Source organism: Bradyrhizobium sp. USDA 327 (assembly GCF_041262065.1).
GTDB classification, from domain to species: Bacteria; Pseudomonadota; Alphaproteobacteria; order Rhizobiales; family Xanthobacteraceae; genus Bradyrhizobium; species Bradyrhizobium liaoningense.
Map to the genome: position 1 here is coordinate 3917575 of NZ_JBGCCW010000001.1, position 13447 is coordinate 3931021.

At 63.8% G+C, this 13447-nt stretch carries 11 protein-coding genes and 1 tRNA gene; 2 read left to right on the forward strand and 10 right to left on the reverse strand.

Annotation, left to right across the window (positions count from 1 at the left end; all coding sequences use genetic code 11):
* Positions 1–116: 116 nt before the first annotated feature.
* The 9 genes from rpoB to ABIA42_RS18295 form a co-directional block, all read right to left on the reverse strand.
* Positions 117–4241 carry a DNA-directed RNA polymerase subunit beta gene (gene rpoB / locus ABIA42_RS18255; RefSeq protein ID WP_027574048.1) on the reverse strand — a complete coding sequence of 1375 codons (4125 nt, stop codon included), beginning with the start codon at positions 4239–4241 and terminating at the stop codon, positions 117–119.
* A gap of 482 nt (positions 4242–4723) precedes the next feature.
* On the reverse strand, positions 4724–5101 hold the full coding sequence (rplL, locus tag ABIA42_RS18260; protein WP_024342440.1) for a 50S ribosomal protein L7/L12: 378 nt from the start codon (positions 5099–5101) through the stop codon (positions 4724–4726).
* Positions 5102–5155: 54 nt separating this feature from the next.
* Complete coding sequence (gene rplJ, locus ABIA42_RS18265; RefSeq protein ID WP_036041495.1) at positions 5156–5674, reverse strand: 50S ribosomal protein L10; 519 nt, start codon at positions 5672–5674, stop codon at positions 5156–5158.
* 586 nt (positions 5675–6260) lie between these two features.
* On the reverse strand, positions 6261–7214 hold the full coding sequence (locus tag ABIA42_RS18270; protein WP_370122676.1) for a 2-hydroxyacid dehydrogenase: 954 nt from the start codon (positions 7212–7214) through the stop codon (positions 6261–6263).
* Between the two features lie 90 nt (positions 7215–7304).
* Positions 7305–7997, reverse strand: a complete 693-nt coding sequence (gene rplA, locus ABIA42_RS18275) for a 50S ribosomal protein L1 (protein WP_370122673.1) — start codon at positions 7995–7997, stop codon at positions 7305–7307.
* Between the two features lie 6 nt (positions 7998–8003).
* Positions 8004–8432: a 50S ribosomal protein L11 gene (rplK, locus tag ABIA42_RS18280; RefSeq protein ID WP_008136439.1), complete on the reverse strand. Its 429-nt coding sequence runs from the start codon at positions 8430–8432 to the stop codon at positions 8004–8006.
* 134 nt (positions 8433–8566) lie between these two features.
* Positions 8567–9121, reverse strand: coding sequence for a transcription termination/antitermination protein NusG (gene nusG / locus ABIA42_RS18285; protein WP_028146088.1), 555 nt, complete (start codon positions 9119–9121; stop codon positions 8567–8569).
* Positions 9121–9312, reverse strand: coding sequence for a preprotein translocase subunit SecE (secE, locus tag ABIA42_RS18290; RefSeq protein ID WP_007611620.1), 192 nt, complete (start codon positions 9310–9312; stop codon positions 9121–9123). The genes nusG and secE overlap by 1 nt, the downstream gene beginning before the upstream one ends.
* Positions 9313–9655: 343 nt before the next feature.
* Positions 9656–10852: a methyltransferase domain-containing protein gene (locus ABIA42_RS18295; RefSeq protein ID WP_370122667.1), complete on the reverse strand. Its 1197-nt coding sequence runs from the start codon at positions 10850–10852 to the stop codon at positions 9656–9658.
* An 87-nt stretch (positions 10853–10939) separates the two neighbouring features.
* On the opposite strand from ABIA42_RS18295, the gene ABIA42_RS18300 reads away from it, so the two are divergent.
* Entirely contained in the window at positions 10940–11701 is a 762-nt protein-coding gene (locus ABIA42_RS18300; protein ID WP_370122664.1) for a glycosyltransferase family 2 protein, read from the forward strand.
* A gap of 118 nt (positions 11702–11819) precedes the next feature.
* Here ABIA42_RS18300 and ABIA42_RS18305 read toward each other — a convergent pair.
* Positions 11820–11895, reverse strand: a tRNA-Trp gene (locus ABIA42_RS18305).
* 148 nt (positions 11896–12043) lie between these two features.
* Here ABIA42_RS18305 and ABIA42_RS18310 point away from each other — a divergent pair.
* On the forward strand, positions 12044–13279 hold the full coding sequence (locus ABIA42_RS18310; protein WP_370122661.1) for a serine hydrolase domain-containing protein: 1236 nt from the start codon (positions 12044–12046) through the stop codon (positions 13277–13279).
* Positions 13280–13447: the final 168 nt, after the last annotated feature.

Genomic DNA, 13447 nt, shown 5'->3' on the forward strand with positions numbered 1-13447 from the left:
GCGTGCCGGTCGCCTCCGGCCGCAAATTCGAAAATCATTCAACGAGGCGCCCTGCCCTCAAGGCCTCGGGAAAGGCGCCGATGCCCGGCCGCGAAGGCCGGGCATGAAAGGTCGAATTACTCGGCCGCTTCCGACGTCGGCGCCGGTCCCATCTTGGAGTTGTGCAGATCGACGTTGAGGCCGAGCGAGCGCATTTCCTTGACCAGCACGTTGAACGATTCCGGAATACCGGCCTCGAACGTGTCGTCGCCACGCACGATCGCCTCGTACACCTTGGTACGGCCGGCGACGTCGTCCGACTTCACCGTCAGCATCTCCTGGAGCGTGTACGCCGCGCCGTAAGCCTCGAGCGCCCACACCTCCATTTCGCCGAAGCGCTGGCCGCCGAACTGAGCCTTGCCGCCCAGCGGCTGCTGGGTGACGAGCGAGTACGGACCGATCGAACGCGCATGGATCTTGTCGTCGACCAGATGGTGCAGCTTGAGCATGTAGATGTAGCCAACCGTCACCTTGCGATCGAACGGATCGCCGGTGCGGCCGTCATAGACGGTCGACTGACCCGAAGCGTCGAGACCGGCAAGCTTCAGCATCTCCTCGATGTCGGCTTCCTTGGCACCGTCGAACACCGGCGTCGCGATCGGCACGCCGCGGCTGAGGTTATGGCCGAGTTCGAGCAGCTCGTTGTCGTTGAGCGACTTGATCGTCTCGTCCTCGCCGTAGACCTTCTTCAAGGTTTCCTTCAGCGGCTTGATATCCTGCTTCGACAGGTACGCATCGACCGTCTGGCCGATACGCTTGCCGAGGCCGGCGCAGGCCCAGCCGAGATGGGTCTCGAGGATCTGTCCGACGTTCATGCGCGAGGGCACGCCCAGCGGATTGAGCACGATGTCGGCATGCGTGCCGTCTTCGAGGAACGGCATGTCCTCGATCGGCACGATCTTCGACACCACGCCCTTGTTGCCGTGGCGGCCGGCCATCTTGTCGCCGGGCTGGATCTTGCGCTTCACCGCGACGAAGACCTTGACCATCTTCATCACGCCGGGCGGCAATTCGTCGCCGCGCTGAAGCTTCTCGACCTTGTCGAGGAAGCGCTGTTCCAGCCCCTTCTTCGACTCGTCGTACTGCTTCCGCATGGCCTCGATTTCGGCCATCAGCTTGTCGTTCGGCGAAGCGAACAGCCACCACTGCGACTTCGGGTACTCCTCGAGCACCGCACGGGTGATCTTGGTGTCCTTCTTGAAGCCTTTCGGACCCGCAATGCCCTGCCGCCCCTCGAGGAGCTCGGCGAGCCGGTTGTAGACGTTGCGGTCCAGGATCGCCTGCTCGTCGTCGCGGTCCTTGGCAAGGCGCTCGATCTCTTCCCGCTCGATCGCCAGCGCACGCTCGTCCTTGTCGACGCCGTGACGGTTGAACACGCGCACTTCCACGATCGTGCCCTGCACGCCCGGGGGAACGCGCAGCGAGGTATCGCGGACGTCGGAGGCCTTCTCGCCGAAGATGGCGCGCAGGAGCTTCTCTTCCGGCGTCATCGGGCTTTCGCCCTTCGGCGTGATCTTGCCGACCAGGATGTCACCGGCGCGCACTTCGGCACCGATGTAGACGATACCGGCTTCGTCGAGGTTCTTCAGCGCTTCTTCCGAGACGTTCGGAATGTCGCGGGTGATTTCCTCAGGTCCGAGCTTGGTGTCGCGGGCCATCACCTCGAACTCCTCGATATGGATCGAGGTGAAGACGTCTTCCTTCACGATCCGCTCGGACAGCAGGATCGAGTCTTCGAAGTTGTAGCCGTTCCACGGCATGAACGCGACCAGCACGTTGCGGCCGAGCGCGAGCTCGCCGAGATCGGTCGACGGACCGTCAGCGATGATGTCGCCCTTCTTGACGATGTCACCGACCTTCACCAGCGGACGCTGGTTGATGCAGGTCGACTGGTTCGAGCGCTGGTACTTCATGAGACGGTAGATATCGACACCCGACTTGGTCGGATCGAGATCTTCCGTCGCGCGGATGACGACGCGGGTCGCATCGATCTGGTCGATCACGCCCGAACGGCGCGCCGCGATCGCAGCGCCCGAGTCACGAGCAACGACGCCCTCCATGCCGGTGCCGACGAACGGCGCCTCGGCGCGAACCAGCGGCACCGCCTGGCGCTGCATGTTCGAGCCCATCAGCGCGCGGTTGGCGTCGTCGTTCTCGAGGAACGGGATCAGCGCCGCGGCGACCGAAACGAGCTGCTTCGGCGACACGTCCATGTAGTCGACCTTGTCGGGCGTCATCGGCACGACGTCGCGGGTCCCGCTCGAGCGGCAGACCACCAGGTCTTCGGTAAAGCGCCCCTTGGCGTCGACCGGCACGTTGGCCTGGGCCACCGAATAGCGCCCTTCTTCCATCGCCGACAGGTACACCACCTCGTCGGTAACGCGGCCGTCCTTGACCTTGCGGTACGGCGTCTCGACGAAGCCGTACTTGTTCACGCGCGCGAAGGTCGCGAGCGAGTTGATCAGGCCGATGTTCGGACCTTCCGGCGTCTCGATCGGGCAGATGCGGCCGTAATGCGTCGGATGCACGTCGCGCACCTCGAAGCCGGCGCGCTCGCGGGTCAGACCGCCCGGTCCGAGCGCCGACAGACGGCGCTTGTGGGTGATCTCTGACAGCGGGTTGGTCTGGTCCATGAACTGCGAGAGCTGCGAGGAACCGAAGAACTCGCGCACGGCGGCGGCCGCCGGCTTGGCGTTGATCAGGTCCTGCGGCATGACCGTGTCGATATCGACCGAGGACATGCGCTCCTTGATCGCGCGCTCCATGCGCAAGAGGCCGATGCGGTACTGGTTCTCCATGAGTTCGCCGACCGAACGCACACGGCGGTTGCCGAGATGGTCGATGTCGTCGATCTCGCCCTTGCCGTCGCGCAGATCCACCAGCGTCTTGATGACGGAGAGGATGTCCTCCTTGCGCAGCGTGCGCTGGGTGTCGGGCGCATCGAGGTCGAGGCGCATGTTCATCTTGACGCGGCCGACCGCGGACAGGTCGTAGCGTTCGGCGTCGAAGAACAGCGACTGGAACATGGCCTGCGCCGATTCCAGCGTCGGCGGCTCGCCCGGACGCATCACGCGGTAGATGTCGAACAGCGCATCCTCACGCGTCATGTTCTTGTCGGCCGACAGCGTGTTGCGGATGTAAGGGCCGACATTGACGTGGTCGATGTCGAGCAGCGGCAGCTCCTTGTAGCCCTGCTCGTTGAGCGCCTTCATCAGCTTGTCGGTGATTTCCTCACCGGCCTCGGCGTGGATTTCACCGGTCTTCGGGTTGACGAGATCCTCGGCGACGTAGTTGCCGACCAGCTCCTCGTCGGCCATGCGCAGCGCCTTCAGCCCCTTCTCCTGGAGCTGGCGGGCGGCGCGGACGGTGAGCTTCTTGCCGGCCTCGAGCACGACCTTGCCGGTGTCGGCGTCGATAAGGTCGTTGACGGTCGAGTAGCCGCGGAAACGGTTGGCGTCGAACGGAACGCGCCAGCCTTCCTTGGTCCGCTTGTAGAGAATCTTCTTGTAGAACGTGGACAGGATCGCCTCGCCGTCGAGGCCGAGGGCGAACATCAGCGACGTCACCGGAATCTTGCGGCGACGGTCGATACGCGCATAGACGATGTCCTTGGCGTCGAACTCGATGTCGAGCCAGGAGCCGCGATACGGGATGACGCGGGCGGCGAACAGCAGCTTGCCCGAGGAATGGGTCTTGCCCTTGTCGTGGTCGAAGAACACGCCGGGCGACCGGTGCATCTGCGAGACGATGACGCGCTCGGTGCCGTTGACGATGAAGGTGCCGTTCATCGTCATGAGCGGGATGTCGCCCATGTAGACGTCCTGCTCCTTGATGTCCTTCACCGACTTCGCGCCGGTTTCCTCGTCGATATCGAACACGATGAGGCGCAGCGTCACCTTGAGAGGTGCAGCGAAGGTCATGCCGCGCTGGCGGCACTCGTCGACGTCGTATTTAGGCTGCTCGAACTCGTAGCGGACGAATTCCAGCATCGAGGTGCCCGAAAAGTCGGAGATCGGAAACACCGAGCGGAACACCGCCTGCAGACCCTCGTCGAGACGGCCGCCCGGGGGTTCGTCGACCATCAGGAACTGGTCATAGGACGCCTTCTGAACCTCGATGAGGTTCGGCATCTCGGCGACTTCCTTGATGTGTCCGAAGAACTTGCGAACACGTTTGCGACCGGTGAATGTCTGCTGCGCCATCGTGGCCTCTCATTTTCGTCGCCCGCTCTGGGCGCGCCGTCCGGAACGCGGCTGCCACCGCTCTCCGGGTTGAATTTTCGAACCCGCCTTGGGGGCCAGAGACGCAGCTTCAGGCTTGAATGTCCTGAATCTGTTCTTCAGACCTTCAAAACGCAAAACGACGCGCGGGGCGCAAGAGCGCACCCGCCCGTCACAACGATCGTCTTCACGGACTGCAAAAGCCCGAAATAGCCTGCTCTCCCAACGGCTTACAGGGAAATCCGGCATCCCTGCCCACCGCGCTTTCGTGCTGCCGACCCGATATGGGGCGACAATAGTGCAGATTCGAGGGGTAAACCCTCAAATCCCCACACTTTTTCGTGTTCGGCCTGCGTCGGGACGTTCCGTCGCACGCCTTTTGCATCTGGTCCACCCCCTTGAGGAGCGGACCGGGATCCCGGACCTCGCCGATGCGCGGCCGGGATCCCGCCAGCAAGCGTTGCTTACTTGAGCTCGACCTTGGCGCCAGCCTTCTCGAGCTGGGCCTTGATCTTGTCGGCCTCTTCCTTGTTCACGCCTTCCTTCAGCGGCTTCGGAGCACCCTCGACGAGGTCCTTTGCTTCCTTCAGGCCGAGACCGGTGATGGCGCGGACTTCCTTGATGACCTCGATCTTCTTGTCGCCGGCGCTGGCGAGAACGACCGTGAACTCGGTCTTCTCTTCCGCCGGAGCGGCAGCGGCGCCACCAGCAGCCGGGCCGGCCACGGCGACAGCCGCGGCGGCCGAAACGCCCCACTTCTCTTCGAGGAGCTTCGCCAGTTCGGCAGCTTCGAGCACGGTGAGGCTCGAGAGGTCGTCAACGATCTTCTGCAAGTCAGCCATTGTTCAGTTTCCTTGAGTGTAAGTCTGGTTCGGGTTTGAGTTTTGCGAAGGGCGTCAGGCCGCTTCGCCCTTTGAGGCATGAGCCTGGATGACGCGCGCGAGCTTGCCCGCGGGCGCGTTGGCGAGCTGGGCCAGCTTGGTCGCCGGGGCCACGATGAGGCCGACGATCTTGCCGCGCAGTTCGTCAAGCGACGGCAGCGAGGCAAGCGCCTTCACGCCGTCGACATTCAGGACGGTCTTGCCCATCGACCCGCCAACGATGACGAACTTTTCGTTCGCCTTGGCAAATTCGATGGCGACCTTTGGCGCCGCTACCGGATCGTTGGAAGTTGCGATCACGGTCGGCCCCTTCAGCATGGGGCCGATGGCAACGACGTCAGTGCCTTCAAGAGCAATTTTGGCGAGACGGTTCTTCGAGACCTTCACCGAGGCACCCGCCTGCTTCATCTGCTGGCGCAGCTTCTGCATCTGGGCGACGGTGAGGCCGGAATATTGAGCAACGATCGCGACGCTCGTGGTCTTGAAGACCTCGTTGAGCTGTTCGACCGCCTCTTTTTTTGCCGCTCGTTCCACAGCAAGCTCTCTCCGGTTGGCGGTCATCGCGAGAAGCGGGACCGCCGGGTTGCACCCATCGTCCCGCCCGAACCTGAACCTCCGGGCCAAAAACCCATCGGACACGCCGGGCAAGACGACAATTCAAAGCCTGCCCTCCGGGAGCCCCCTTGGAGGCCCACGGCGTGTCGAGGTCCGAACCAGACCCGTTTCGCGAACCCAACCGTTAACGCTGGGCGCGAAGTGAAATCCGGTCTTCACCCGTCTATGCAGGCCATGCGATTAAGCCGTTGAGAAATCGAAATTTCCCGCAGGCGCCTGCAGTCTTGGACAGGACGAGGCCAGCCGGCGAACCGTCCGACCTCTGCCCGCATCCCACCCACCGACGGGTTTTCCTTCCTTTTCGGGCAAATCCTTGCGGACGTCCTGAAAAGGAATGATCTCCTGTCGTGTCAGGTTTTCGGAATGCGTGCACGAACGCGCCAGCCGAGGCCGGCACGTCCGGAGGCGGTTCTTTAACCGCTCTCTGCCTGCTTGCCAAGAGCAAAATTCACACCAGTTCCAATCGATTGCCGGCCAGGCTTGATCTCGGCTGACAAGGCCCGATTCATGACGATTTGACCGCGTAAGGGAGCGGTTTGCCCTCGAAGAACGCGGTCAGGTTGCCCAGGACGCAATTCTGCATGGCAACGTGCGATTCCAGGGTGTGGCCGCCGATATGCGGGGCGAAGACCACGTTCGGCAGCGCCGTCAGCGCAGCGGGGGCGTGCGGTTCCGTCTCAAAGACGTCGAGGCCAGCGCCGGCGATGGTCTTGTCGGTGAGCGCCGCGACCAGGGCTTTCTCGTCGATGACAGAGCCGCGGGAGATGTTGACGACATAGCCGTCCGCGCCGAGTCGCCGAAGGATATCGGCATTGACGACATGCTGGGTTTCTGCCCCTGCCCGGACCGCGATCATCAGGACGCTGCACCAGTCGGCCAGCGCCTCCAGAGAGGGAAAATATCGATAGGGCAGATCGTATCTGGTGCGGCTGAAATAGCCGACCTCGCTCTCGAAAGCCGCGCAGCGCACGGCGATCTTGCGGCCGATCTCGCCCATGCCGTAGACGCCGATGCGGCGGCCGGGCATGCCGGCCTGAGGCCGCATCATTGGCGACTGTTTTGACGCCGCCCAGTCGCCACTACGGACATAGTGGTCGGCGACCAGCAGGCGCCGCGTCGCCGCGAGCATCAGGGTCATTGCAATATCGGCGACCGAGGCCGCATTGGCGCCCGGGCTGTGGCCGACGGCGATGTTGCGCGCGGCGGCTGCCTTCAGATCGACACCGTCATAACCGGTGCCGTAGCAGATGATGGCGCCGAGCTTTGGAAACAGATCCATCGCCTCCGCGCCGAGCGGGGTCCCGCCCGCAGTCAGCATCGCGCGGATACCCCTGAGCTCGTCCGCCGGAAAAACCTCGTGCGCGGGCTTGCCAGCGGTGTCGAGCAGTTCGAACCGCTCGGCGAAACGCGCCATCATCGTTTTCGGAAAGCGCGAGTAGATCAGGACCTTGTCAGCCATTGTTCTTGCTTCCGGAGAGCGCCGCCACAAACGACGAGGGGCGGAATCGGTTGCCCAATTCCGCCCCTCGCCTCATGCAATTTCCAAACCTTAGCCGAGAATGGTGCCCGGCTCGACCTTCACGCCCGGGCCCATGGTCGAGGACACCGCAACGCGCTGGATGTAGGTACCCTTGGAACCAGCCGGCTTCGCCTTGGAGACGGCATCGGCCAGGGTCTTGATGTTCTCGACCAGCTTCTCCTCGGAGAACGAGGCCTTGCCGACGCCGGCCTGCAGGATGCCGGCCTTCTCGACGCGGAACTCGACCGAGCCGCCCTTGGCACCCTTCACCGCGCCGGTGACGTCCATGGTCACGGTGCCGATCTTCGGGTTCGGCATCAGGCCGCGCGGGCCGAGCACCTTACCCAACCGGCCGACCAGCGGCATCATGTCGGGGGTGGCGATGCAGCGGTCGAAATCGATCGAGCCGTTCTGCACCTTCTCGACCAGGTCCTCGGCGCCGACGACGTCAGCACCGGCCGCCTTGGCCTCGTCAGCCTTGGCGCCCCGGGCGAACACGCCGACGCGGAGCGTACGGCCAGTGCCGTTCGGCAGGGTCACGACGCCGCGAACCATCTGGTCTGCGTGACGCGGATCGACACCGAGATTGATCGCGACCTCGATGGTCTCGTCGAACTTCGCCTTCGCGCGCTCCTTGACCATCTTGATGGCGTCCGCGAGCGGGTAAAGCTTTTCGCGATCAATGCCTTCGCGGGCTTTGTTCAAACGCTTTCCGATTGCCATGACCGCTTACCCCGCAACTTCCAGACCCATCGAACGGGCAGAGCCCTCGACCATCTTCATGGCCGATTCGATGGTGTCGCAATTCAAGTCCTTCATCTTCTTCTCGGCGATCTCGCGCACCTGCGCCTTGGTCACCTTGCCGGCCTTGTCGCGGCCCGGCGCCTTCGAGCCGGACTGGATCTTGGCGGCCTGCTTGAGGAAGAAGGACATCGGGGGGGTCTTCATCTCGAACGTGAACGAACGATCGGCGTAGATCGTGATCACGACGGGAATCGGGGTGTTCTTCTCTTCCTTCTGGGTCTGGGCGTTGAACGCCTTGCAGAACTCCATGATGTTGAGACCGCGCTGACCGAGCGCGGGACCGATCGGGGGCGAAGGATTCGCCGCGCCGGCCGGGACCTGAAGCTTCAGGTATCCGGTCACTTTCTTTGCCATGTATCACTCCTGTTGTGCCGGCATGTCGCCGGCGGTTTCAGGTTCGTGGTCTGGGTCGGATGCGGCTGGCAACCGCCCTCTCCCTCCCACGGCCTCTCTTTGCGCGAAACCTCTCGGCTTCACGCGCTACCCGGTCAGACCTTCTCGACCTGACCGAATTCCAGCTCGACGGGCGTTGCGCGGCCGAAGATCGACACCGCGACCTTCACGCGCGAGCGCGCCTCGTCGATTTCCTCGACCACACCCGAGAACGAGGCAAACGGGCCGTCGGCCACGCGCACATTCTCGCCGATCTCGAACGACACCGACGCCTTCGGGCGTTCCACGCCCTCCTGCACCTGGTGCAGGATGCGCATGGCCTCGGCTTCCGAGATCGGCATCGGCTTGTTTTCCGCACCGAGGAAGCCCGTCACCTTCGGCGTGTTCTTGATCAGATGGAACGCCTCGTCGGTCAGCTTCATCTTGACCAGCACATAGCCCGGGAAGAACTTGCGCTCGGCATCGATCTTGCGGCCGCGGCGCACTTCCGTGACCTTCTCGGTCGGAACCAGCACCAGCTCGAACAGATCCTCGAGCCCGCGCTGCTTGGCCTGCTCGCGGATCGATTCGGCGACCTTCTTCTCGAAGTTCGAATAGGCGTGAACGATGTACCAGCGCTTGTCGGACACTTGAGCGGTTGCCGTTGCCATCAGTGAATGCCCAGGAGGAAGGTGATGAGGTAGCGGATGATCTGGTCGGCGGCGAAGAAGAAGATCGAGGCGACGGCCACCATGACGAATACCATGATGGTGGTGATCGTGGTCTCACGACGGGTCGGCCAGGTGACCTTGGCGGTCTCCGAGCGCACTTCCTGCAAGAACTTGAACGGGCTGACTGCCATCGTTTGATGTCCAACGTCCATCGACAGACGCGAATGAATTTCGGGGATCCGAACAGCCGCCGTTAGCCCAGCCCTCTGTCTTGAAGGATGAGCCGGAAACCGGGCTCGATTGTTCGGGGATTTCAAAGCCGCGCCGGAGATCCGCGTCTAACGGGCCGGCTGCGAGTGCGGGGTAAATACTGCGGATGGGGCCAAAGGTCAAGATATGGGGGGCTTCGCGGCGAGAAGCCGGCGTCCTCGGCGACCGAGCACAGCCCAAGGAGGATCAAGGGCTTATTCCCCGGTCCCAGCGGAGGCGGGATCAAGGCCCCCGGGAACCTCCCTGATCAACCCGCCGCCCGGATCAGTCGGCCCGGTCGACCATGGAAACACCCGGTAGCGGCACCACGAATTTTCCACCCTCGGCGAAATAGCGGGCGTGCTTGGCCCGGATCGGGTCGACATAGCGCCAGGCGAAGACCACGACGAACGCGGGCTTGCGCTCGTAAAGGGCGGCCGGGGGCAGAATCGGAATGTCGTAACCCGGGCCCGCCATCACGTTCCCCTTCTTGGGGTCGTCGTCCACCAGGAAGTCGATCTTGTTCTCCAGGCCGAACTGCGGGAGCAGCGTCGTGGTGCCGACCGAGACACCGTAGCCGGCGACCAGTTGCCCCCGCGCGTGGGCGGCATCGGCCATCGCGACCAGCTCGTCGCGGATGGCCGCGATCCTCTTCACATAGGGCGCGTAGTAGGCCGGCTGATCGACGCCGAGCCGGTCCTCCTCGGCGATGAACTTCGCGACCTCCGCTGACGGCTTCTTCGCACCGCCGGCGCGCTGGACCGTCACGCGGATCGAGCCGCCCTTCGTCCAGATGTGCTGAACGTCGATCACTTCCATGCCGAGCCGCGCGAAGAACCGCGTCAACGGCTTGATGTTAAAATACGACAGATGCTCGTGATAGACGGTGTCGAGCAGGTTCTTCTCGGTGACGTCGACGCCGTACTGCGTCTCGAAGACGAACAATCCGTCCGGCGCGAGCACGTCGCGAACCCCGATCACCAGCGGATCGAGATTGTCGACATTGGCGATCATGTTGTTGGCGATAACGACGCTCGCCGCACCATGGCTTTGCAGGATGCGGCGCCCGATCGCATCGGTGAAGAAATCGCCGATGGTCTCGATCCCGGCTTCCGTCGCACGCCGCGCGATGTCGACAGCGGGATCGACGCCCAGCACCCGCATGCCGCGCTCCTTGAAGAAGCCGAGCAACGATCCGTCATTGCTGCCGAGCTCGACGACAAGCGAGCCCGGCGCGATCCCGAAGCGGCTGACGACGTCGTTGGCATAGCCTGCGAAATGCTCCCGCAAGCCGAGCGAGAGCGAGGTGGTATAGACGTAGTTGCGGTACTGGATCTCCGGATTGCCGACATGGAGAATCTGGAGGTGGCCGCAGTCCCGGCACAGATGCAGCGCCATCGGTACCGCGGCCCGGAAGACGGGATCGTCGACGCTGGCGTCCGGCACCTGGAAGTTCGGCGTGCCGATGGGCATGCCTGCCATCGGAACGACCAGCTCCTGCTTGTCCGAATGACCTAGAGTTGCCTCGGGGTTCTACCAGTCAAGGGTAGCCGGCAACGGCGGCGCAAGATGACACCTTCCAGGGCGGCAAAAAAGCTTACAATCGTCATTCCTGCACTGAACGAGCAGGACAAGATCGCCGACACCATCGACGGCGTGCTGCCGCTCGCCCGCGAGCTGCTCGACGATTTCGAGATCTTCCTGATCGACGATGGCAGCACCGACGCCACCGGCGCGATCATGGACGAGTTCGCGGCCGGCGAGCCACGCATCATCGTGCATCACAACGCAGAACGGCGGGGTGTCGGCGCCGGCTTCGAATTCGCCCTGTCGCGCGCGAGGTTCGATGCCATCACGCTCATTCCCGGCGATCACGCCTTTCAAAACGAAGGGATCGCCCGGATGTTCAAGGCGGCGGGCGCCGCCGACCTCGTCATCACCTATCGCGACAACCAGTCGGACCGCTCCATCAACCGCTCCCTCCAGTCGCACTCCCTGCGGTTCATCCTGAACTGCCTGTTCGGCTTCTGGCTGTCCGACTACCACAGCATGATCGTCTACCCCGTGAGATGGCTGCGCCAGATCGCGGTCAAGGCCGACGGCTACGGCTATCAGATCTGCGCATTGATCTCGCTGCTCCAGCTCGGCCTCTCCTACGTCCAGGTCCCCGTGAGCCTGAATGCGGAGCTGAAGGGATCGTCCCGCGCGCTGCGGCTGCGCACCTATTTCGAGCTCGTCGGCACCATCGTCTCTCTGCTGCGCCGCGTTCCCATTCGGAACGTCGATTTCAGCCAAATTCCGCCCGACGCGGAGCGGACCCTCGCGCGTTGAGGCGCGCCCCGCGGGCCTCGGCGCGGGACCTCGGATATTTGGACCGGCTGTCGGCGATACGTACGAGGGACGCCTTGTCCCTACCCCGCCAGCATCTCATCTAAGTGACTGATTTTACTGGCAGGAGTGGCAGGGCTCGAACCTGCGACCCCCGGTTTTGGAGACCGGTGCTCTACCAATTGAGCTACACTCCTACGAACCCGCGTCACCGCGGATCAGGCGCGCTTTCAAGCACAAGGGACGGCCGGTTTGCAAGGGTGAACCGCGCCGGCTTCGCTTGTTTGTGCCGGGGTTTCTGGGCCACAGTCCGTTGACGACAACGAAAAACAACCGGGAGTGCCCATGACCGCGACAGCGACCGCCACAGCGGCCCGACAGGCCACCACCGCGCTCCAGACCCCGCCTGTGCCGGAAGCCCGCCCCGAGACGCTCGGGCTGTCGCGCCCCCGCCTCCAGGCCCTGTCGGACGCCTTCAAGCGCGAGATCGACAAGGGAACAGTTCCAGGGGTCACCGTGCTGGTGGCCCGGCGCGGCCAAATCGGCTGGTTCGAGGCGCTCGGCAAGCAGAGCCCCGCGGGCGACGCAGCAATGGCGCGCGATTCGATCTTCCGCATCTTCTCGATGACCAAGCCGATCGTCTCGGTCGGCATCATGGCGCTGGTCGAGGATGGCCAACTCCTGCTCGGCGACGCCGTCGCTAAATTCATCCCGGAATTTGCGAGCCAGAAGGTCGGCGTCGTCAAGGACGGCAAGTTGGAGCTGGTGCCCCCGACGCGGCCCATGACCGTGCAGGACCTGCTCCGCCACACCTCCGGCCTCACCTACGAGCACCAGGGCGACGGCCCCGTGCACAAGCTCTACCAGGAGTCCCGCGTCCGCAGCCGCAAGATCAGCAACGCCGAGCACGCCGCGCTGGTGGCGAGCTTTCCGCTGGTCTGCCAACCCGGTGCCGAGTTCAACTACAGCCGCTCCACCGACATCCTTGGCCGCATCATCGAGGTCGTCAGCGGCAGGACGCTCGGCGCCTTCCTCACCGAGCGCGTGCTCGCGCCGCTCCAGATGGCCGAGACCGGCTTCTCCACATCCGAGGCCAATGCCGGCCGGCTCGCCGAGCCGTTCGCGGCCGATCCCTGGACCGGCGACAAGGTCGCGCTGTTCAACATGCTCGAGCAGCCGGTGATGGAGTCCGGCGGCGGCGGCCTGGTGTCGACCACGATGGACTATGCGCGCTTCTGCCTGATGCTACGCAATGGCGGCACGCTCGACGGCAACAGGGTCATCGGCCGCAAGACGCTGGAGCTGATGGCCTCCGATCACCTCGGGCCAGGCGTTGCGATCAACGGCACCCTGCTCTCGCCTGGCCACGGCTTTGGCCTCGGCTTCGCCGTGCGCCGCGAGGCCGGCATCGCGCCGTTCCCCGGCAGCGTCGGCCAGTATTTCTGGAGCGGCATCGCCGGCACTTTCTTCTGGATCGACCCGAAGGAGGATCTGTTCGCGGTGTTCATGAGCCAGGGCCCCGGACAGCGCGACTACACGCGGACCTTGGTGCGGGATCTGGTTTACGCGGCGGTGGAGTGAGGCGGCGTCTGCATAATCTCGCACGGTGACGCCGCATCCTCACATTCGCTGTCATGCCCCGGCTTGACCGGGGCATCCAGTACGCCGCGGCGGATGTGGTAAGAGCGAACTCTCCAATGAAGGCCTCTGGAATACTGGATCACCCGCCTCCGCGGGCGATGACACCGG

Excerpts from the sequence above, each read along its gene's own strand:
- secE (WP_007611620.1), bottom strand. The coding sequence starts at position 9,312 with ATGGCAGTCAGCCCGTTCAAGTTCTTGCAGGAAGTGCGCTCGGAGACC.
- rplA (WP_370122673.1), bottom strand. The coding sequence starts at position 7,997 with ATGGCAATCGGAAAGCGTTTGAACAAAGCCCGCGAAGGCATTGATCGC.
- nusG (WP_028146088.1), bottom strand. The coding sequence starts at position 9,121 with ATGGCAACGGCAACCGCTCAAGTGTCCGACAAGCGCTGGTACATCGTT.
- ABIA42_RS18300 (WP_370122664.1), top strand. The coding sequence starts at position 10,940 with ATGACACCTTCCAGGGCGGCAAAAAAGCTTACAATCGTCATTCCTGCA.
- rpoB (WP_027574048.1), bottom strand. The coding sequence starts at position 4,241 with ATGGCGCAGCAGACATTCACCGGTCGCAAACGTGTTCGCAAGTTCTTC.
- rplK (WP_008136439.1), bottom strand. The coding sequence starts at position 8,432 with ATGGCAAAGAAAGTGACCGGATACCTGAAGCTTCAGGTCCCGGCCGGC.
- ABIA42_RS18310 (WP_370122661.1), top strand. The coding sequence starts at position 12,044 with ATGACCGCGACAGCGACCGCCACAGCGGCCCGACAGGCCACCACCGCG.
- rplL (WP_024342440.1), bottom strand. The coding sequence starts at position 5,101 with ATGGCTGACTTGCAGAAGATCGTTGACGACCTCTCGAGCCTCACCGTG.
- ABIA42_RS18295 (WP_370122667.1), bottom strand. The coding sequence starts at position 10,852 with ATGGCAGGCATGCCCATCGGCACGCCGAACTTCCAGGTGCCGGACGCC.
- ABIA42_RS18270 (WP_370122676.1), bottom strand. The coding sequence starts at position 7,214 with ATGGCTGACAAGGTCCTGATCTACTCGCGCTTTCCGAAAACGATGATG.